Origin of the sequence: Neoalteromonas arenosi (assembly GCF_030362855.1) — a bacterium.
GTDB classification, from domain to species: domain Bacteria; phylum Pseudomonadota; class Gammaproteobacteria; order Enterobacterales; family Alteromonadaceae; genus Alteromonas_E; species Alteromonas_E arenosi.
The window spans coordinates 215532-235411 of sequence record NZ_JAUCBP010000006.1 but is presented as its reverse complement, the minus strand read 5'-3'; the positions used below and the strand labels follow the sequence as shown (position 1 = coordinate 235411).

General features: G+C 46.4%; 17 protein-coding genes. 2 read left to right on the top strand and 15 right to left on the bottom strand.

The features are described 5' to 3' along the window. The first annotated feature begins 95 nt into the window (after positions 1-95). Both QTP81_RS05275 and QTP81_RS05270 read left to right on the top strand, forming a co-directional pair. A complete protein-coding gene (locus QTP81_RS05275) occupies positions 96-875 on the top strand; it encodes an ATP-binding cassette domain-containing protein (RefSeq protein ID WP_289364214.1) in 780 nt (259 codons plus the stop codon). A gap of 2 nt (positions 876-877) precedes the next feature. Continuing rightward, a complete protein-coding gene (locus QTP81_RS05270; RefSeq protein ID WP_289364213.1) occupies positions 878-2071 on the top strand; it encodes an ABC transporter permease subunit in 1194 nt (397 codons plus the stop codon). A gap of 72 nt (positions 2072-2143) precedes the next feature. Here the strand turns inward: QTP81_RS05270 and QTP81_RS05265 are convergent, their stop codons facing one another. From QTP81_RS05265 to QTP81_RS05195, 15 genes are all read right to left on the bottom strand, one after another. Next, the gene (locus QTP81_RS05265; RefSeq protein ID WP_289364212.1) at positions 2144-3868 is read right to left on the bottom strand and encodes an SLC13 family permease; all 1725 of its coding nucleotides are present in this window, start codon (positions 3866-3868) and stop codon (positions 2144-2146) included. Positions 3869-3880: 12 nt separating this feature from the next. After that, positions 3881-5293 carry a sulfate adenylyltransferase subunit CysN gene (cysN, locus tag QTP81_RS05260; protein ID WP_289364211.1) on the bottom strand — a complete coding sequence of 471 codons (1413 nt, stop codon included), beginning with the start codon at positions 5291-5293 and terminating at the stop codon, positions 3881-3883. 4 nt (positions 5294-5297) lie between these two features. Next, complete coding sequence (gene cysQ, locus QTP81_RS05255) at positions 5298-6095, bottom strand: 3'(2'),5'-bisphosphate nucleotidase CysQ (protein ID WP_289364210.1); 798 nt, start codon at positions 6093-6095, stop codon at positions 5298-5300. Beyond that, on the bottom strand, positions 6095-6688 hold the full coding sequence (gene cysC, locus QTP81_RS05250) for an adenylyl-sulfate kinase (protein WP_289364209.1): 594 nt from the start codon (positions 6686-6688) through the stop codon (positions 6095-6097). The genes cysQ and cysC overlap by 1 nt, the downstream gene beginning before the upstream one ends. Further along, positions 6688-7602, bottom strand: a complete 915-nt coding sequence (gene cysD / locus QTP81_RS05245; protein WP_289364208.1) for a sulfate adenylyltransferase subunit CysD — start codon at positions 7600-7602, stop codon at positions 6688-6690. The genes cysC and cysD overlap by 1 nt, the downstream gene beginning before the upstream one ends. 115 nt (positions 7603-7717) lie before the next feature. Beyond that, the gene (putP, locus tag QTP81_RS05240; protein ID WP_289364207.1) at positions 7718-9235 is read right to left on the bottom strand and encodes a sodium/proline symporter PutP; all 1518 of its coding nucleotides are present in this window, start codon (positions 9233-9235) and stop codon (positions 7718-7720) included. Positions 9236-9353: 118 nt separating this feature from the next. Further along, positions 9354-10076 (bottom strand): DUF3379 family protein, encoded by a 723-nt coding sequence (locus tag QTP81_RS05235; protein WP_289364206.1) that lies wholly within the window; start codon positions 10074-10076, stop codon positions 9354-9356. Continuing rightward, positions 10048-10605 (bottom strand): sigma-70 family RNA polymerase sigma factor, encoded by a 558-nt coding sequence (locus QTP81_RS05230; protein WP_289364205.1) that lies wholly within the window; start codon positions 10603-10605, stop codon positions 10048-10050. Before QTP81_RS05230 ends, QTP81_RS05235 begins: the two co-directional genes overlap by 29 nt. Before the next feature lie 105 nt (positions 10606-10710). Then, positions 10711-12564, bottom strand: a complete 1854-nt coding sequence (locus QTP81_RS05225; protein ID WP_289364204.1) for a DUF885 domain-containing protein — start codon at positions 12562-12564, stop codon at positions 10711-10713. 18 nt (positions 12565-12582) lie between these two features. Then, on the bottom strand, positions 12583-14370 hold the full coding sequence (locus QTP81_RS05220) for a BatD family protein (protein WP_289364203.1): 1788 nt from the start codon (positions 14368-14370) through the stop codon (positions 12583-12585). 15 nt (positions 14371-14385) lie between these two features. After that, positions 14386-16344, bottom strand: coding sequence for a VWA domain-containing protein (locus tag QTP81_RS05215; protein ID WP_289364201.1), 1959 nt, complete (start codon positions 16342-16344; stop codon positions 14386-14388). After that, a complete protein-coding gene (locus QTP81_RS05210; protein WP_289364199.1) occupies positions 16341-17363 on the bottom strand; it encodes a vWA domain-containing protein in 1023 nt (340 codons plus the stop codon). The genes QTP81_RS05215 and QTP81_RS05210 overlap by 4 nt, the downstream gene beginning before the upstream one ends. Beyond that, entirely contained in the window at positions 17356-17844 is a 489-nt protein-coding gene (locus tag QTP81_RS05205) for a DUF4381 domain-containing protein (RefSeq protein WP_289364196.1), read from the bottom strand. The genes QTP81_RS05210 and QTP81_RS05205 overlap by 8 nt, the downstream gene beginning before the upstream one ends. A 1-nt stretch (position 17845) precedes the next feature. Beyond that, positions 17846-18853, bottom strand: a complete 1008-nt coding sequence (locus tag QTP81_RS05200; protein ID WP_289364194.1) for a DUF58 domain-containing protein — start codon at positions 18851-18853, stop codon at positions 17846-17848. 8 nt (positions 18854-18861) lie between these two features. Beyond that, positions 18862-19818: an AAA family ATPase gene (locus QTP81_RS05195; RefSeq protein ID WP_289364193.1), complete on the bottom strand. Its 957-nt coding sequence runs from the start codon at positions 19816-19818 to the stop codon at positions 18862-18864. Positions 19819-19880: the final 62 nt, after the last annotated feature.

The window sequence follows — 19880 nt, the reverse complement described above, 5'->3', positions numbered from 1 at the left end:
AACTTTGCAAAAAAAGTTGTAATAAATTCAGAAGATCGAATACTACCTTAGCAAAGGCAATTACAGTTATTCCATCTAAATACAAGGACAACGGAATGATAGAAGTTAATCAATTGGCGAAGAAGTTCGTTATTGAGAACCCCAAAAAGCTGAGCGAACAAGAGCGGCAGGACCCACGACTGAAAGGACGTTTTTTTCACAGTGTTAAAAGCGTAAGTTTTCAATGTAACAACGGACAAGTGCTGGGCTTATTGGGCCCTAATGGAGCGGGTAAGACGACAACCTTACGCATGTTGTCGACGGCGCTGCAACCTGATGCAGGAAGCGTAGTGATAAACGGTGTTGATGTTATTGATAAACCGTTAGCTGCTCGCCAAAAACTCGGTTTTTTAAGTGGCTCAACTGGCTTATATGGGCGCTTAACAGGGCGCGAGAATATCGCCTATTTTGGACGCTTACACGGCATGGCAGAGGAAGCGATAGAAGCTCGAATTAAAGAGCTAGCCGATTTACTCGACCTGCATGAGTATCTCGATAGACGCAGTGAGAATTTCTCCACCGGTATGAAGCAAAAAACCAATATCGCCCGGGCGGTGGTGCACAATCCGGAAGTGGTAATTTTGGACGAGCCAACTACTGGCCTGGACATCATGGCAGCACAAACGGTATTGAATTTCATTCGTGGTTTGAAGAAGCAAGGTGTACCGGTAATTTTCTCAACCCATCATTTGGAAGAAGTTTCTGAGTTGTGCGACCGGGTCACTGTCATCGACCAAGGTGAAACGCGCTTCAGCGATACTATTGAGGCCTTCAAGGGCCTCTCTGACACTTCCTTGAGTGATTCATTTCTAACAACTATTGCACGGGAGGCTTAATTATGTGGTTAGTTATGCAGAAAGAGTTAAAGGAGCTTTTGCGAGACCGCAAAACGTTGTTTTTTATGATTGCGTTACCGCTACTATTATTTCCCGCAATATTTGGTGTTGCGATGTATTTTGGTGGTCAAGCCGTTGAAAAAGCGCGCAGTGAGGTACTAACCTTCGCTATCCTAAACGCAGAGCGGGCGCCGCAACTAAGCCAATCGCTAGCTGAGCAAGAGCTACTAAACCGCGTAGAAATCGAAGCGGGTACAGATATTTCAGAGTGGGTCAAGCAAGGTGGTGCAGACTTCGTCATCGAAGTTCCCGTAAACTATGGTAATAACCCACTGGAAAGCGGGCAAATCGAATTAAAAGTATACTTTAATGATGCAGGCTTAAATATGGTTGAACGTCGCATCAGAGAGGTTACAGACAGCATTGCCGAAAACAATCAAGCCCAGGTGTTCGAACTATTAGGGGTAGACGCAGACAAGCGCAGCGGCGTACTAAATCCCATCGTGATAGAAAAAATTAATGTCGCTGATCAGCGTGAAGATCTGGGTGAAAAAGCCGGTGGTTTTGTGCCCTACATCGTTTTTATCTTGTGCCTGCAAGGGGCAATGTTGCCAGCGACTGACTTGGGGGCGGGTGAAAAAGAGCGCGGTACGCTAGAAACACTATTAATTTCACCCATCGAACGACACAATATTGTAATGGGCAAGTTCTTTGCTATCGCAATCTCTGGGGTAGTCTCGGCGCTAATAACTGTCGTGAGTATGGCCGTTTGGGGGACAATACTGAGTCATGGGATGGCTGCTAAAGTTGTCGTCGATTTTATGGCGGCAATCAGTTTATTTGACTTCTTACTGATGTTTTTGATGCTGGTGCCTGTTGTCGCTATTTTCGCATCAGCGCTTTTGAGCTTGTCGATTTATGCCCGCAGTTTTAAGGAAGCTCAAGGTTATATGACGCCATTAGTCTTTGTGGTCATCATTCCCGTAGTTTTAGCCATGTTACCTGGCGTTGACCTCGAAGGCGGTTGGGCTTGGGTACCGCTGACCAATGTTGCACTTGCTATTAAAGAGCTGATCAAAGGGACTATGGACTATTTCGCGTTGCTACCAATCTTTGGTTCTACCGCAATCATAGCTGGAGGTTTAATATACTTTAGTATCTTTTGGTTTAATCGCGAGAAAGTGTTATTTCGTTAGACCAGACGTGAGAATTCTTCGGATCTAAAAAAGCCGGCGAAAGCCGGCTTTTTTGTCGCTGTCTTTTGGGTTTTAAAAATACACCCAACTCAATAGGCTAATCACAATACTTGAATATACTATCGAGATTGGGATACCGATGCTTATGAAATGCTTAAATCGATATTGCGTGGCATTGTAGACCAAAAGGTTGGTTTGATAGCCATAGGGCGAAATAAAGCTAGCTGATGCTGCAAAAGCAACAGCTAGAGCAAAAGGCATTAGTGGCGCTTGCATGGCGTCGACGAGACCATAGGCAAACGGGAACATCAATGCTGCCGCAGCATTATTTGTGACAAATTCCGTCAGCAATACTGTAACCACATATACTGCTATAAGTGCTAAAACCCAATTGGAATCGGCCAACACAGGTCCTAATAAATTGGTGAAATGCTTGATGATACCGACGTTTTCTAATGCTGTTGCCATACTCAGCGCTCCGACTATTACAATAATCAGGTTCAGCGGTAGGTTGCGTTTAATTTCATTGTTACTAGTGACCTTGAATAACACCAGAGTAGCGATAAAAAACAACAACCCAATCGGTAATGGCACGACACCAAATGCAGCGAGGCCAATAGTTACTAAGAAGCCCAATATAGTAATCAGTTCATTGCGGCTTGATAATGGTCGATTGATTTTTTGTTCATTAAGAATAAAAAAGTTTTTTGCCAAATTGTGGCGCTTGTAGAAGTCAGGCCCTGTTGCCAGCAATAAAAAGTCACCGGCCTGCAGCGGTATCTCACCAAGTTTGCCGGATAATCGCTCTCCGTCGCGTCGGATCGCTACGACGGCTGCATCAAAGAGGGCGCGAAAACCGATTCTTTTCAGCGTTTGCCCAATGATTTGGGCGCGATTGGAAACGATAACTTCCGTTAAATTTTCACGCAGCAGACCATCCGCTTCTGCAAATAATCTGAGGCCTTTGATGTGTGACAAACTATCCACTTTAGTCACATTTCCAGAGAAGATCAGTTTATCGCCGGCATTGATGACAAGTTCAGGTTTGATTGGTGTTATAAGTTTGCCATCGCGAATAATTTCGACCAAAAATAATTCGTGTAAATTGCGCAGGTGGTTATCTTCTACACTTTTACCGACGAGCTCGGAATCGCTTTCTACTTCAGCCTCAATAAAGTACTCATTAAATTGACCTTTGGGACTTGCCAGGGCTGGCAACAAAGGGGAGAGGGCAAACATTAGTAAGCCACAACTCAAGCCTGCAACCAATCCAAATAAGGTAAAATCCCAAAACTTAAATCCCTCATGACCATGCTCAATCAAAAAGCTATCGACGATAAGATTAGTAGAGGTTCCAATGAGTGTTACTGTCCCACCTAGAATAGCTGCATAGGAGAGCGGGATTAGCAATCGGCTCGGTGGGTGATATTGATTTTGTTTAACTGGACCAATCAGACTCGCAACAATAGCAGTATTGTTTAGCAGCGCTGAAGAGAAAAAGGTTAAACCAAATAAGCGCCAAAAACTGCTGCTGAACTTTGCCGTGATCACCGTTCGACCTACGCGCTTTAGTAAGGCTGTTTTGTCTACTGCGCTGCTAACCATTAGAAGCAACACAAGGGTTACTAAGCCCTGGTTAGTAAGGTTAAGGAGGATTTCCGAGAAGTTGATAGCCTGACTCACAAGTAGTACAAGCATCGCACCAGCGAAAATTGTCGACGGGCGTTGATTGGAAAAGATTAACGCAGCAATCGTACTAGCGAAGATCGCTAGTACGATTATTTGGCTTATATCCATTTATGTTCTTATTCAGCCTTGACTGATATCAATTGCATTCCAGTGTGGGAAATGTTTGCGCACTAACGCATTGAATTCAAGTTCAAATTCTGAATAGTTGTTCTCGCTCGCATTATCGGCTTGACCCTCTTCGATGATCATACCTGCACCTACGGTACCATTCGTTAAGCGATCGATAACGATGAATGCGCCTGTTTTGCGATTTTTAGTATACGGGTCGCACGCTACTGGCTGGGTTAATTTCACATCTACAACGGCAATTTCATTGAGATTTAAGTGCACAGCTTCGCTATGCTCCATTGTATTAACATCAATTTGATAGTTAATATTCGACACACTGCCGGTTACCGTTTTAGTAGCAAACTTGAAGCTGTATTGCTTATTCGGCATTAACGGTTCATCAGCCATCCATACTAAGTGGGTTTTCAAGCGGCTGCTGTGTAGCGGCAGGTTGTCAGATTTAACAATCATGTCGCCGCGTGAGATATCAATTTCATCTGCAAGGGTCAGAGTAACTGCTTGAGGTGTAAAGGCTCGATCTTGCTGGCCTTCAAATGTCTCAATTGAAGCAACAGTCGAGGTTTTGCCTGATGGCAACGTCGTTACCTTATCTCCTGGGGCTATTTCACCAGACACGACAGTACCGGCAAAACCACGGAAATTGAGGTTTGGACGATTTACATATTGCACTGGGAAGCGGAAATCATCGTGGTTGGCATCTTCACCAATTTGGATGGTTTCAAGAATATGCATTAGCGTGTCACCTTGATACCAAGGTGTATTCTCACTTTTATTTACAACGTTATCGCCCTCTAACGCCGACATTGGCACAAATTGAATATCCGGAATGTTGAGCTCTTTAGCGAATTCCAAATAGTCCGCCTTGATGTCATTGAATACAGTTTCGCTGTAGTCCATCAAGTCCATCTTGTTGATCGCAACAACGACGTGTTTGATGCCTAACAGTGACACTAAGAATGAGTGACGACGAGTTTGGGTTTTCACACCACCGCGAGCGTCTACTAAGATAATAGCTAAATCACACGTTGATGCACCGGTAACCATGTTACGGGTGTATTGTTCGTGTCCTGGTGTATCGGCAATGATAAATTTGCGCTTGTCAGTAGAGAAGTAACGATAGGCTACGTCAATAGTAATACCCTGTTCACGCTCAGATTGAAGGCCGTCAACCAATAATGCCAAGTCGACCTTTTCGCCGGTGGTACCCACTTTCTTGCTATCTTGGGTAATAGCCGCTAACTGATCTTCATAAATCATTTTCGAGTCATGCAGCAAACGACCAATCAGAGTACTCTTACCATCGTCTACGCTACCGCAAGTCAACAAACGAAGTAGATTCTTACGCTCGTGTTGCTCAAGGTATTCAAGGATATTCGTTTTCAATAATTCACTTTCGCTATTCATGTCTTTAACAGCTCACTAAAAAATACGGGTTTAATAAGGATTCTTTTTGATTGTATTGGAGTTCTGGCGTGTTCCCAGCGATTACGTCCGCAGCCGGATCGTCCGCGCTCAATACTGTTACTTTGGCGCCGGCGGCAAGGACAAAACCATGCGCAGCAGCAGTATCCCACTCAGAAGTAGGACCAATGCGTGGATATAAGTGGGCTTCGTTGCACGCCACAAGGCAAAGCTTCAGTGAACTCCCCATGGCGACTAATTCAGTTTCGCCTGGCAATGCTTCAAGTAAAGTTTTAATTTCAGGGCTTTGATGCGAGCGGCTACCCACCACTTTCCAAGTTTCACCAGCTTGATGTGGCTTGGCGACCACACTAGTGCGTTGACCGTCTTTTTCGCGCCACGCGCCTTCACCTTCCGCACCGATGAAAGACTCGTCTAGTGCCGGTGCATATACCACACCCAAAACCGGACGGCCATTATCTATCAGTGCGATGTTGACCGTGAACTCACCATTTTTCTTGATAAATTCTTTGGTGCCGTCAAGTGGGTCAACTAGCCAATAACGCGACCATTGTTGACGCTCCTGCCAATCGATAGATGCAGACTCTTCTGACAAAATCGGTAAGTCAGACATTGATTCTAAGCCTTTACATATTGTCTTATGTGCAGCTAAATCAGCTTCTGTTAACGGACTTGAATCAGACTTGTCCATTACGTCGAAGTCGCGCGCATAAATCTGCATGATTTCCGCGCCAGCTTGTTTAGCAATCGCCAGCACTTGTTCTAAAGTGTTCATCTGACTCATTACACCAGACCCTTATCTGCCAGCATTGCATACAGTCGTTCAACGGTTTGCTCAGCAGACTCATCAGCGTATTCTAAACGGATTTCGGGGTTGTTAGGGACTTCATAATCGGAATCAATTCCAGTGAAGTCTTTAATGTCACCACTTCGCGCTTTTTTATACAGACCTTTGGGGTCGCGTTGTTCACAGACTTCAATCGGCGTATCGACAAAGACTTCAACGAACTCACCTTCAGCTAACAAATTCCGGCAGAATTCTCGATCAGCTCTAAAAGGCGAAATAAACGCGGTAATTACGATCATGCCAGCATCAACAAATAGTTTGCTGACTTCGCTGATACGGCGGATATTTTCAACGCGATCTTGGGCTGTAAAACCCAAATCACCACACAAACCGTGACGGATGTTATCGCCGTCAAGCAAATATGTGTGTTTATCTTGTGCCGTTAATTTTTGTTCGAGCAAATTTGCAATGGTTGATTTACCAGAGCCACTTAATCCAGTAAACCATAATACAAGTGGCTTCTGGCCTAAGCTTTCAGCGCGTCTCGCTTTGTCGACAGCGTGTTCATGCCAAACGATATTGGTAGACATTAGAAGTAACCCTCCATCTTTTTCTTCTCCATCGAGCCTGAAGAGTCGTGGTCAATAACGCGACCCTGACGCTCAGACGTCTTGGTAAGTAACATTTCCTGGATCACCTCTGGCAACGTACTGGCCTCAGATTCGACCGCGCCCGTTAATGGATAGCAGCCAAGTGTTCTAAAGCGAACTGAGCGCATCTCTGGCTTCTCACCCTCGCGAAGCGGCATCCGGTCATCATCAACCATGATAAGCACACCATCGCGCTCAACAACAGGGCGCGGCTTAGCTAGGTAAAGTGATGGGATTTCAATATTTTCTAGGTAGATATACTGCCAAATATCTAACTCAGTCCAGTTCGACATGGGAAAAACACGGATGCTCTCGCCTTTGTTGATTTGGCTGTTGTAGATATTCCATAACTCTGGACGCTGATTCTTGGGATCCCAACGGTGATTTTCATCACGGAAAGAGTACACACGTTCTTTGGCGCGTGACTTTTCTTCATCGCGACGAGCGCCACCAAACGCAGCGTCAAACTTGTATTGATTAAGCGCTTGCTTAAGCGCAACCGTTTTCATCACATCCGTATGTTTAGCGCTGCCGTGATCAAACGGATTGATATTTTGAGCAATACCTTCAGGATTGGTATGAGTCAGCAAGTTAAGGTCGTATTTCTTCGCCATATGGTCGCGAAACTCAATCATTTCGCGGAATTTCCAGGTTGTATCAACGTGCAAAAGTGGAAAAGGAATTTTACCTGGCGCGAACGCCTTGCGCGCGAGGTGAAGTAATACCGAAGAGTCTTTACCTACTGAATACAGCATAACTGGATTATCAAACTCGGCGGCGACTTCACGAAAGATGTGAATACTTTCCGCTTCCAGTTCTTTCAAATGCGTTAAGCTCGGGATTGACGCTGTCATAATTTCTCTTACTCTCCGTTTAGAATGTCGTATATATCAAATGGTTCTAATATTAGAACTTTACCATATTTGTAAGTGTGATTACTACGCTCCTGCCGACTAATTTATCAACAATTTAGCCTTGTGCTGACTTCATCTGCTCAGTAAACGCGTTAAATACTGCTGTAACTTTGGGGTCTGTTGTTGGGCGAAATGCTGAAACGCCGAGAATAACGATAAAACTGACCACAAATCCGGGCACAATTTCGTAAATAATAGTACTTAATGATTGCCCATTAATATTGATAGGGGCATAGATCCAAAACAATACAGTTGCAGCCCCTGAAATCATTCCAGCTATAGCTGCTACACGGGACATGTTCGCCTTAAATAATGCAAGAATCACTAACGGCCCAAATGCAGCGCCAAAACCTGCCCACGCATTACTTACCAGGGTCAGAATAGTGGAACTTCTGTCAAACGCCAAACTTATTGCGACCAAGGCGACAGCAACTACTGCAAGACGGCCGGCAAAAACCAGATGTTCTTGCGACGCTTGACGTTTGAATAATGTCGCATACAAGTCGTTAGCAAGTGAACTTGAGGTCACGAGTAGCTGTGATGATATGGTACTCATTATTGCCGCTAAAATGGCTGCGAGTAAAAAACCGCCAATAAGCGGGTGAAACAGCAACTGGCTCAGCACGATAAATACGGTTTCGGGGTCGGCAAGTCGGGTACTATTATTTGCCACCCAAGCCGCACCGAACAACCCGGTGGAAAGTGCACCTATAAGGGCTACGATCATCCAGGTCATGCCGATATTACGTGCTGTTGGTACATCTTTCACCGAGCGAATGGCCATAAATCTGACGATGATATGTGGTTGGCCAAAGTACCCCAAGCCCCATGCCATTAGTGAAATAATGCCAATGATACTCAATGTTTGTCCTGAGCTTGCGTTGGTCATCAAGTTAAATGCTTGTGGTGAGATGCCTGTCAGTGCATCCAGCGTTGCGGTTAGTCCACCGAGATCTACAACAACTACCAAAGGAACCATAATTAACGCAACAAACATGATACAGCCTTGTACAAAATCCGTCATGCTGACCGCCATAAAACCGCCAAACAAAGTATAGGCAACGACAACACCTGCGGTTACATACAAACCCAATTCATATGAGTAGCCAAATGAAGATTCGAATAATTTACCTCCGGCGACTAGCCCGGAAGATGTGTACAGCGTAAAGAAAATGACGATGACAAAAGCGGCTGTGATACGCAGAATTCGTGAGCTATCATTAAATCGATTTTCAAAAAAGTCAGGAATAGTAATTGAGTTATTGGCGACTTCGGTGAACACTCGTAGCCGCGGGGCAACAATTAAATAGTTGAGTAACGCGCCAATAATCAAACCTATGGCTATCCAACTTGCCGATAAACCGGCAACGTACATAGCCCCGGGAAGTCCCATGAGCATCCAACCGCTCATATCCGATGCTCCAGCCGATAGCGCTGTTACAGACGGGCTTAATTGGCGGCCACCTAGCATGTAGCCTTCGACGTTCTGATCACTGTTGCGAAACGCCCAGAGACCGATTGCTAACATTGCTAAAAAATAGATTGCGAGTGAAACTAGAGTCCCTGTTGCCATGTTACTGCGTCATAGTGTGCACATGGTGCGCTAGCATAACAGGAATATCCTTCAAGCTGTATAGACAAAAGTAGCCATTGTCATAACTACAACTCGATTTACACACTTTTCCGGTTAACTAAGCGGAAAAAACTAGATTGTTATTAATTTTCTCGCTCAGCTCATGCAAGTCTTGGCCTTGTTCGCCGATCATTAAAACCTGGGCTTTTTCTGTTGTCAGCTTTTCACCAACAAACTGTTGATTAGAAAAACGTTGGCCAAATTCACTGCCATCTACATCTGGTACAAAGAAGACCGAAACTAAGCCACTAGTAGTTTCAACGATGAGATGCAATGAGCGCACCTTATCCAACCAACAAAAGTTGGCTGATTTTATCACACCTATGTCACTGATGAGCGCCGCACCAAACGCAGCCAGCTTACCATTTGTTTCTGCCAGCGAAACAGTTGAGCCACGGTAGCCTTCTACGTGATTCATATGCGCCAACGCCTCTGCAGTCAAATCGATAGTTGAGGTTTGCTGTTGCCAAACCACTACGCTTAATCCTGTGACGAAAGCTAAGGAAGCGGCGAGGGCAATATAAGTACGAGTGCGTTTTTTGTGTAGTGCAAACTCACTGATTGAACCTTGCCAAATTATTCGACTAGCAAGTCCTTCAGGGACGGGCACTTTACTCGCTGCGCTTATTGCTGCATCTAAACGCAATAATTCTTCAGCGAATGCTCGATTTCGTTCTGAACTGGTTGCAGCCGCTTTGATTTGCGGATCTGTGCTGTGCGGTTCAGCGTACAGCGAACGCCTGAAAGCCAATTCATCCATTGGTCTGCTGTCTACGCTCATAGCTCGCTTCTAATGCCTCTTTCAACTGGTTGCGTGCGCGAAACAAACGTGTCATTACTGTGTTCTTATTTAAATCGAGTTGCTGTGCAATCTCTTCACCACTGTAACCAAAGATGATTTGCAGCATCAAAGGTTCACGGTACTCGTCATTTAACCCAGCCATTAACTTGCGCAATTCGGCATGTTCGAGTTCGGTTTCATTGCCGTGCTGGGTATCTTCAATGGATACCTCGTCGATATCGACCAAATCAAACTGTTTACGCTCAAAGCGCCGCGCGTTTTCACGGCGTAAAATCGTGATCAACCAACTCTTCGCGGCCTTCTGATCTTGCAGTGAGTCGAGAGATTTCCATGCGCGCAGGTAGGTTTCTTGTACTACACCTTCGGCAATTGACTTATCTCGAATCAACCAGTAAGCATACCGATATAAATCGGCATGTGTTGCGTTTACGAGCGCTTCATAGCGTTTTTGTTTGCTCATCATGTCAGAGGAGACCGAGACTGCCTTTCTTTTATTTCGCGCAAACATGAAAAATATCCGAACGTGGGGTTATGCTGCTTGCACATCATAAGCTTTAGATATAAAAAAGCCCAATAAATTGGGCTTTTGTGATGGATTTGTTATTACTTTGAGTTACTTTTGACTCGCGATCCAGCGATTGAGTTTTTCTTCTAAAATCGACAACGGAACTGGACCGTCTTTCAGAATTTCATCGTGGAAACCACGCCAATCAAACTTGTCGCCTAGCTCGGCCATCGCCTTTTCACGTAGCGCTATTATTTTCAATTTGCCAATCATGTATGCCGTTGCTTGTCCTGGCATCGCAATATAGCGTTCAATCGCTTTAACGGCATCATTTTGTGGATTCGGTGTATTCTCTATTAAATACTCAATGGCCTGCTCACGTGACCACTGCTTGGCGTGGATGCCTGTGTCGACAACTAAACGGCATGCTCGCCAGAGTTCCATGGCCAGACGACCAAAATCTGAATAAGGGTCAGCATAGAAGCCCATGTCTTTGCCTAGCTCTTCTGTATACAGCCCCCAGCCTTCAGTGTATGCGGTAAACGATACGTACTTCTGGAAGTCAGGAATTCCCTCTAACTCTTGGGTTATAGCACGCTGCATGTGATGGCCTGGAATGCCCTCATGGTAGGCCAGCGCTTCCATTTGGTAGGTTGGCATATCACGCATGTTGAATAAATTCGCATAGTAGATACCGGGACGACTGCCGTCATGCGCAGGGCTCTGATAAAAAGCCTTACCAGCGGAACGCTCGCGGAAGGGCTCAACCCGCTTAATAATCATGTCGGCCTGAGGAATTAGCCCAAAGTAATCCGGGATCTTATCGCGCATGGTATCAATGTAGGCTTTTGCATCACGCATATACTGCTCTCGGCCTTCATCTGTATCGGGATAATAAAACTGATCATCATTGCGCATAAATTCAAAGAACTCTTGTAGCGTACCTTCGAAATTGACTTGCGCCATGATATTACGCATTGCATTGTGGATGCGCTCGACATTCTCTAGCCCCAACTGATGGATTTGCTCGGCGTTTAAGTCAGTGGTGGTAAACCACTCGAGGCGATTCTGATACCATTTATCGCCCTCGGGTAAACGCCACACACCATCGCCTTGCGGGGTCAATGTTTGTTGTTTACGCAACTCTTCAATGAGCGCCGCATAAGCAGGCTGCACACTACTGATTAAAGCCTCTTGGCCGCGAGCGAGTAATCCCGCTTTCTCGGCATTAGAAATCTCTAATGCAGTGACTTTTTGTTGGAAGTCAGCCCAGATTGTTGAGTCATCAGCACTTTCAATAAACGGGTTACCCTGAACCACGTTGAACGCTGATTGAATCATCTGGTCGTAGGACCAGTACGGCGGAAATATGCCCGCTTCTTCACGTAATCGTAGCTGCTGTATAACTTGATCAAACATCGGTTTTACTCCCTCGAGACGGGAGATATAGGCTTCGGCATCACTGATATCGTTAACGCGATGAATGTTGATTAAGAAGCTCGGAACCATGGTGTGATAGCCACGCATCTGTTGCATGATATATGTATGCAAGCGGAATGCGTCATTTGCTAACTGACGCTCTATTGACATGATGAAAATACGCAGACTTAATTGTTCGTTAGCGTTTAATCGTGACGCGTCAAAGCCTTGAGCCATTGCTAAGCGCTCACGTAATGTTTGCATTCGTGCATCAGTCTTGGCGTTCGAAATGTCATCCCACTTATCATAATCCCATTTTATGCCCAGATAGCTTTGACTCATGGGCGATTCGCGTAAATCTTGCTCGAAGGTACTCGCAAAAAAATCAGCCAAGCGTTCTGACTCACTGACTGTTGTACTGGCTTCGATAGGGGTATCCACCTGGTTTTCAACTGACTGCTCGGCGTTTTCCGGCTGTGGGCTACACGCACTTAGCAGTGCTGTGACGCTAGCAATCACCGATAGTTTAACCATTGATTTCATGAGTGCCTCTTAGAATTATTAATTTACTGCGGGGTAGAGGCCTTTGAGAGCATTGTTTTTTTGCTGTCCAAGAACCTCACGTCTTACTCGTTGTAGGGCGGCGATTAGCGCTGCCGGTTTCCATTGTTGCGCTGTTCGACTGTAGCGACTCGCGATCATTTGCTCAACAAACTGCTTAAGCTGATGATCGTCAACGCGTTCAATTAACCATGCTAGATCCTGAGATGAATTGTTAGTTAGTGCACCTAACCATTGGATCAAGTGCGCTGTCACAGCATCAATATTGGCTTGTTTTAAAGCGCGCTGTAATTCAGTCCATAATTGGGCTTCATTGGCATCCACTGTGGATGATTGACGCATCGGAACTGATGGAGATACCGCGCTGCGTCGAATAAGAACGACTACACACGCAATCAACGCTAATAAAGTTGTCCACATCCAGCCATTAGACATACGCCATTCAAAAACCGGCTGATTCGCTGGCAGTGGCACGGTTGTTAGTGCTGGTGGTGTGACCAAATTATCCGGTGTCTGTTGTTGCTGGGGAGGGGCGAAAGCAGCGGGGGGGGCTGTCATATCTGGCGTTGAATTCTGAGCGGGTAATACGCGGATCGTACGCGCCGGTAGCTTGGCAAATTCACGTTGCTCAGTCAGCACGTTAAACCATTCAACTTCGACAGGTAATAATACGAAGTTCCCAGGCTTCGACGGGATTAGTGCAACACTTTCAATACGCTGTGCTACAAGGCTTTGTTGATTCTCTGCACTTGCGGTATTGGCTTGGTCAGGATAGGTTTTAATATCCGGTGGATAGCGGTCATTGATATCTGGTAGCAGTGACTCTGTTAGTCCGACTGCAGTGACAGTTATTGTTCGGGTAATGGGCTCGCCCACCCGCCACTCGGATAAATCACTACTCCACTCTTCGCTAATGTCAACAAACTCGCTAGGTAAAAAAGTGCCATTAACCTCAGCCGGGATAGGTAAAACTGTCAGCTGCTGCGCTTGACCCACGCGATTTACCGTTTGAGTGCGGTTAAAGAAGCCGAAACTCTGTCGGTTGTCGGTGTAAACCTCGCCCTGAAACATTGGCCCATTGATCGTGTAATCCCCCGATTTCTGCGGAATAATAATAAACGTTCGCTCAATAACGCGGTAACGCTTGCCATTAACGACTTCGCTGTATTCCGAATCATTGCCAATTTGCTGAATTTCGGCCTGCTCTAGTGTTGGTGCTTGCAAGCTTCCACGCTCAATATCTTTGGCGAGGTACAGTTTTACCGTATAGCGAACTTGTTGATGCACGTAAACTTCGTCGTGTTCAAGCGCCGTATCGACAAAAATATCTCGCATTTCACCGGTTGCACTAGTGCTAACTGGAATTACTTGGAGACTGATAGGCTGGCTAGATTGACCATCAATTGTAATCGGCGGGATTGTAAATGTACCGACCTGGCGAGGAAACAAAATGACTGACCACGTCGTTGAACGGGATGTTTCAAAATTGATCATCCGTGTTTGGCTACTTACCGAAGTTTGACCAACGACAAAATCGCTTAATAGCGCGGAAGGCTCAAAGGCTTCGCGATCCACATCGCCATTTGCGACTACGGTAAGCGTAAAAGACTCGTCAAGCATTACCGGGTTACGATCAACGGCGGTGGTTACTGATTCTACCGTTGCGTGCGCACTATACGAATAGCAAAACGCAAGTAACATGACAAACGCCGCTGTATGAGCCGTTTCTGCAAAGGCGTTTTTCATCCGTTGAAGTCTTTTCAATCGAGTCATTGTGTTAGTTTGCATCACTTACCTTTCTGTTTACCAATCTTGTTGCGCTCGTGGTGGCGCACGCTCTCGTGAACGCTGTTGGCTTTCGAGTAGCATTTTGCGTTGTAATAAATACGCAGGATCATCTGGGACCTTGCGTAAAAGGTTTTGCAAGCGCTGCTGACGCTCGCGCTCTTCGTCGGTTAACGGAGCATCATCGGTATTGCCGAGAGCTTCTTCTGATTGAGTGTCCGCTAACTCTGATTCATCAGTCGATTCGCTCATCCCTTGCTCTGGCGATTCTGGGGGCGATTGATTTTCCCGCATGTTAGCATCGTCCTCAGCACTGCTCTGATCGTCAGATTCGGTACCCTGCTCATCTGACTCGTCAGATTGTGAATCGCGATCCTGCTCGTCTGTCTTATCACTTTGCTCTTGTTGGCCTTCGCTCGACTGGCTCTCATCACTCCCTTGGCTTTCGTCACTGTTTTCGCTGCCATTTTGTTGTTGTGACTCAGTTTCATCGTTCGGTGAATCTTGTTGTTGATCTTGCTGTTCCGATTGTTGATCTCCCTGTTGTTCTAATAGTGACTCTACCAGTGCTTTGTTTTCAAGAGCCCGCTGATGCGTAGGGTCAATACTCAACACTTCATCATAGGCGCTTATTGCTTGTTTTAATTGACCTAAGCGAGCCAGCGCATTGCCGCGATTATACGCACCATCGATACCCGGTGACTGACTAAACGACTCCAATGCTGCTTCATAATTGCCGTCGCGATAGTGCGCGGAACCTCGCCACAGAGGATCTTCTAATAGACTTGCTGCGAGATCATATTGTTCTGCTTGAAAGGCTTGCTCTCCGCGTTGTTGGGGAGTTTTAAATATCTTGTCGAGGACTGAAATAGATTCATTGTCTATGTCGGCGGCAAACACTGGTTGCGTTTGTAGTAACAGTGATAACGCAAACACAGGCACACACAATACTAAGCCTCGACGAAATGCGTAGGCCGCCATTGGTAAGAGTAACACGACAAAATACGCGCCCATATCGCGCCATACATCACCTTCCAACAACTCCTCAGTTTGCTCAGCTTGATCGATTCGTTGCTGCATTGAACTAGCGAATGTTACCAATTCAGTTAAATCGGTATCATCTGCACTCAGGCGTGAAAATCCGCCACCAGTGCGTTGCGAAACGGCTCGAACATGGCTAGGGTCTAACTTGGGTATTACGATCGCGCCGCGAGAATCTTTCAGCAATTCGCCATTCACTTGTTGGATTGGAGCACCATCTTGAGTGCCAAATGCGAGCGTGTGTACTGTAAACGGAATAGATTCAACGAAATCTGTGATCTGGGCAAATTGCTCGCGGTCAAATCCATCAGTGAACCAAAATATATTGCCTTGTTGATATCCGGCGTTGCTTAATAATTCAGCTGCTACTTCAAAGCCACGGATTGGCTCGCTACCCGGAATCGGCATAATTTCCGGGCTGACACTTGGCAACAATGCCAAAAGGTTACTGGCATCCTCTGTAAGCGGACTGATTACGAACGCATCGCCCGCATAAGCTACCAGGCCTACTTCTCCGTCTGTTAGCTTTTGGACCAAATCCATGGCCTTAAAACGCGCTCGAGTGACGCGGTCTGGCGTTACATCAGTGGCTCGCATGGACAAAGACATGTCCATAACAATGACATTGCCTTGTTTTAAATTGAATACGGGTTGTGGCAACTTCTCCCAACTGGGGCCTGCCAAGAACAACATCGCTAGGATCCCGGTTAAGGTGACTAACCAAAGCGGTGCAGTGCGTTGTTTCGTGCTCCCTTTTGGGGTGCTCAACAGGGTCGACTGTAAATGCTGAGGTAAGATCTGCTGCCAGCCGCTGTGCTTCGCTTGCAGTTGTTTGAGTGCGAAAACTAAAATTAATACAACTGGCACTCCCCATAACCAGTAGGGGCGAATAAAGTGTAAATTCTGCCAATCAAAACCACTAAAAATCTCGTTCACACTTGCCGCTCCATCACTGGCCGAGATTGACGCACTTTAGTCAGTAATAACGGTATGATTTTACTCAATACGATAAACATTGATAACAATACGCTGAATGACAAAGGGTACATAAACAGACTGGTTTGCGGTCGCATCTTGCGGGCTTCTCCGGCTACAGGCTGAAGCTGATCTAGCATCTGATAAATTTGCAGTAAGCTGTCGCGATCTCTCGCTCGAAAGTATTGGCCACCGGTCTCTGTCGCCAATCGACTTAGCATGGCTTCGTCGAGCTCTCGTGCCGGATTTATTCGGCGACTACCAAATATACTTTGCACAACCATGCTATCGGCTGCAACACCGATCGTGTAGATGGTTACCCCCTCAAGTTTTGCTAGCTCGAGCGCTTGGTCTGGCGAAATATTTCCCGCCGTATTTTGTCCATCGGTAAGCAACACAACGACACGATTAGACTCTTCTTTGGTCTGAAAACGTTTGACCGCTAAGCCTATCGCGTCGCCAATCGCTGTTTGCTCACCCACTAACCCAATCACGGATTCATTCAGTAAGGTCCTCACTGTTTCGCGATCAAACGTAAGGGGAGCCTGTAAGTAGGCGGTATCGGCAAACAGAATTAGACCTAAACGGTCGCCAACGCGGCGCTCAATAAAGTCGGCTAATACGCTTTTAATCATCACCAAACGATCGACCTGTCGACCGTTTACAAGCATGTCTTTGGTTTCCATTGAGCCGGAAAGATCAACCGCTAACATCATTTCACGAGCTTCATTGGGAATGCTTACCGGTTCCCCAAGCCATTGTGGTCGAGCGGCAGCAATGACCAACAAACACCACGCTAGAATGGCGCATATTTTTACGTACCATGGCGCGCGTTTAACAACTTGGCTTGTAACTGCTGTGTTGGGTACGTTAGGCATTTTTAATGCTTGTAGTTGTGGCGACTCTTGTGCGGGTATCAAACGAACCAGCAGGGGGAGTGGTAAAGCGAAGAGGATAGGCCACCACGTAAATTCAAACATGCTTAGCACCTCCGAGATTTACGTGGTTCAGCCATAGATCTGCGGCTGTTGCGACTGCACGCGCTTGAGAAGCACTGAATTGTTGAGTCTGAAAAAGTTGTACTAATGGTTCTTGTGCAACTTCGAGAAATATTGAGCGTTGGCGTTGGGGCAGTTGTGCGCTTAGAAAGTCAACCCAAGGTTGGCCGTAGAGCTTGCCCGGATTAGACGCCGCAAAATAGTGAATACTGCAGGCTTTCAGCAACTGATTAATTTGTTCAATTTGCTGCCGTGCGGGCTGTGCTTGCTCGATAATAAGTGTGAGGTTGCGTTGCGCTTGCCGCAAAGGTTTGCGCATTCGAAAGCGGCGCATTAGGATGCTGGCGGTCAAAATCAACAATGCGATGCTAGCCGCTATCAGAACCCACCAACCCCACGCAAGCGGCCACCAACCGGTGGGTTCAGCCAAAGCGATATCATGTAGCTGTGCAAGTGGATCCATACTACGCGATCCTCTGCTGCACTATTGTGCGCAATGGTTGTAAACTGTGGTCGAGCAGTGGTGTTCCTGCACTAACAGCAAATCCATGCACCTTAGCACTTTCTAAGCTGTCTATGATATGCGCTTGTCGGCTACTCGCCCAATGATGATATTCCTGACTGCTTTGCTTATCACCTAGGACGAGTGATTGATTGTTTACACCATCAGTAACAGTCAAGGATTGACGTTCAACACTATCGGGAAGGTGCAACTCGAGCGGATCATTGATGACTGCAGCGCGCACTTCACAGTGCCGCGACAGATTGGTCAACAATCGAGTTGTCGCAGTATCCAGCTGCTGAAAGTCGCTAACTAACCATACTAAACTGCCGGGTTTTGCCAATCGAACCAGGCGAGCACATGCGTCATAAAAACTGTTTGCTGAAGTTGAGGATGATGATCCCGTTAATGGTCTTTTCAACGCGTGGTTTGAGGGTCGGTTTTGCAACTCCAGTAAATGGTGGAGTACAGCTAATACAGCCGCTTGACGATTGCGCGGCTTAGTCTCTAAGTGATACTCATCATTGAAACCAATACTACCCAGTTTATCCCCACGCTCAATTGCAGACCACGCGATGAGCGCGGCTAAATGCGCCGCTTGCACTGATTTAAGGACAAACTCACTGCCAAATTGCATGGTCTTAGACATATCGGTAAGTACATAAACCGGACGTTCGCGTTCTTCGCGAAACACTTTGGTATGGGTTTTACCCGTACGAGCAGTAACTCGCCAATCGATAGCGCGAATATCATCCCCGGGCTGATAATGACGTGACTCGTCAAACTCCATGCCTCGGCCTTTAATCCGTGATATGTAGCTGCCGGATAATTGCGCCTGTGGATTAGCGCTAGGCGACAAATCCAAAGCCTTGGTGTGATGCCGATATCGCACGAGCTCAGCAACACACAGCTCAACGCCATTGGTCTGGTAGGCGGCTAGGTTTGCTGCCAGCATAGTCTGACTTACCATACGTGTGCCTAGGGTACCGGCACGGCGGTGAGGATTTGAGTTAAAACTTGATTGGCACTTTTGCCCTCTGCCAGTGCTTCATAACTCAGGATAATTCGGTGACGCATGACATTGTGATAGACCGCTTGAATATCATCTGGCCCAACGAAGTCGCGGCCAGCTAGCCATGCATGAGCACGTGCGCAGCGCTCTAGCGATATGGTCGCTCGCGGACTTGCGCCAAATTCGATAGCAGTGCCTAGTTCTGCGGCATAGGTTGCCGGTGAGCGCGTTGCCATGATCAATTGCACAATATATTCTTCTAGCGAGGGCGCTAAGTGCAGCGATAACACTTCCTGACGAGCGGCAAAAATCGTGCTTTGTGTAATAGTGGGCGGCGTAACGTTGGCCGTCTGTTTTGCTTCATTTCGAGTCAAGCGCAATATTTCAAGTTCGCTTTCAGCATTGGGATAAGTGATTTCTACGTGCATCAAAAATCGATCGAGCTGAGCTTCTGGAAGGGGGTATGTACCTTCCTGCTCGAGCGGGTTCTGGGTCGCCATGACTAAAAACAAATCCGATAATTTGTAGGTTTTATTGCCGACCGTAATTTGTCGCTCTGCCATAGCCTCAAGTAGGGCTGACTGCACCTTGGCAGGCGCGCGGTTGATTTCATCAGCTAATACTAAATTGTGGAAAAGAGGACCAGGCTGGAATATAAACTCCCCTGTTTCTGGACGATAGATATCGGTTCCGGTTAAGTCTGCTGGCAACAGGTCCGGTGTAAACTGAACGCGATGAAAGTCGGCGTCAATACCGTCGGCTAATGCGTTAATCGCTCGGGTTTTTGCTAACCCTGGAGGACCTTCGACTAACAAGTGTCCATCTGCCAATAAAGCGATTAAGATGTTTTGTGTCAATGCCGATTGCCCAATGATCTGGCTGTTTAAATATTCTTGTAGTTGTTGAAACTGCGCGACTGCCATTCAGTTTTCCTTATAGCTAATGCTGACCCTTTAACCTGACGCTGTATTTGTGTGTAAAACAC

What these genes read in the sequence shown, in the direction of transcription:
- cysN (WP_289364211.1), bottom strand. Translation starts at nt 5,293, where the DNA reads ATGAATAGCGAAAGTGAATTATTGAAAACGAATATCCTTGAATACCTT.
- QTP81_RS05230 (WP_289364205.1), bottom strand. Translation starts at nt 10,605, where the DNA reads ATGTTTGCGCGAAATAAAAGAAAGGCAGTCTCGGTCTCCTCTGACATG.
- QTP81_RS05195 (WP_289364193.1), bottom strand. Translation starts at nt 19,818, where the DNA reads ATGGCAGTCGCGCAGTTTCAACAACTACAAGAATATTTAAACAGCCAG.
- QTP81_RS05270 (WP_289364213.1), top strand. Translation starts at nt 878, where the DNA reads ATGTGGTTAGTTATGCAGAAAGAGTTAAAGGAGCTTTTGCGAGACCGC.
- cysD (WP_289364208.1), bottom strand. Translation starts at nt 7,602, where the DNA reads ATGACAGCGTCAATCCCGAGCTTAACGCATTTGAAAGAACTGGAAGCG.
- QTP81_RS05265 (WP_289364212.1), bottom strand. Translation starts at nt 3,868, where the DNA reads ATGGATATAAGCCAAATAATCGTACTAGCGATCTTCGCTAGTACGATT.
- QTP81_RS05235 (WP_289364206.1), bottom strand. Translation starts at nt 10,076, where the DNA reads ATGAGCGTAGACAGCAGACCAATGGATGAATTGGCTTTCAGGCGTTCG.
- cysQ (WP_289364210.1), bottom strand. Translation starts at nt 6,095, where the DNA reads ATGAGTCAGATGAACACTTTAGAACAAGTGCTGGCGATTGCTAAACAA.
- QTP81_RS05210 (WP_289364199.1), bottom strand. Translation starts at nt 17,363, where the DNA reads ATGTTTGAATTTACGTGGTGGCCTATCCTCTTCGCTTTACCACTCCCC.
- QTP81_RS05275 (WP_289364214.1), top strand. Translation starts at nt 96, where the DNA reads ATGATAGAAGTTAATCAATTGGCGAAGAAGTTCGTTATTGAGAACCCC.
- putP (WP_289364207.1), bottom strand. Translation starts at nt 9,235, where the DNA reads ATGGCAACAGGGACTCTAGTTTCACTCGCAATCTATTTTTTAGCAATG.
- QTP81_RS05220 (WP_289364203.1), bottom strand. Translation starts at nt 14,370, where the DNA reads ATGCAAACTAACACAATGACTCGATTGAAAAGACTTCAACGGATGAAA.
- QTP81_RS05225 (WP_289364204.1), bottom strand. Translation starts at nt 12,564, where the DNA reads ATGAAATCAATGGTTAAACTATCGGTGATTGCTAGCGTCACAGCACTG.
- cysC (WP_289364209.1), bottom strand. Translation starts at nt 6,688, where the DNA reads ATGTCTACCAATATCGTTTGGCATGAACACGCTGTCGACAAAGCGAGA.
- QTP81_RS05205 (WP_289364196.1), bottom strand. Translation starts at nt 17,844, where the DNA reads ATGGATCCACTTGCACAGCTACATGATATCGCTTTGGCTGAACCCACC.
- QTP81_RS05200 (WP_289364194.1), bottom strand. Translation starts at nt 18,853, where the DNA reads ATGGTAAGTCAGACTATGCTGGCAGCAAACCTAGCCGCCTACCAGACC.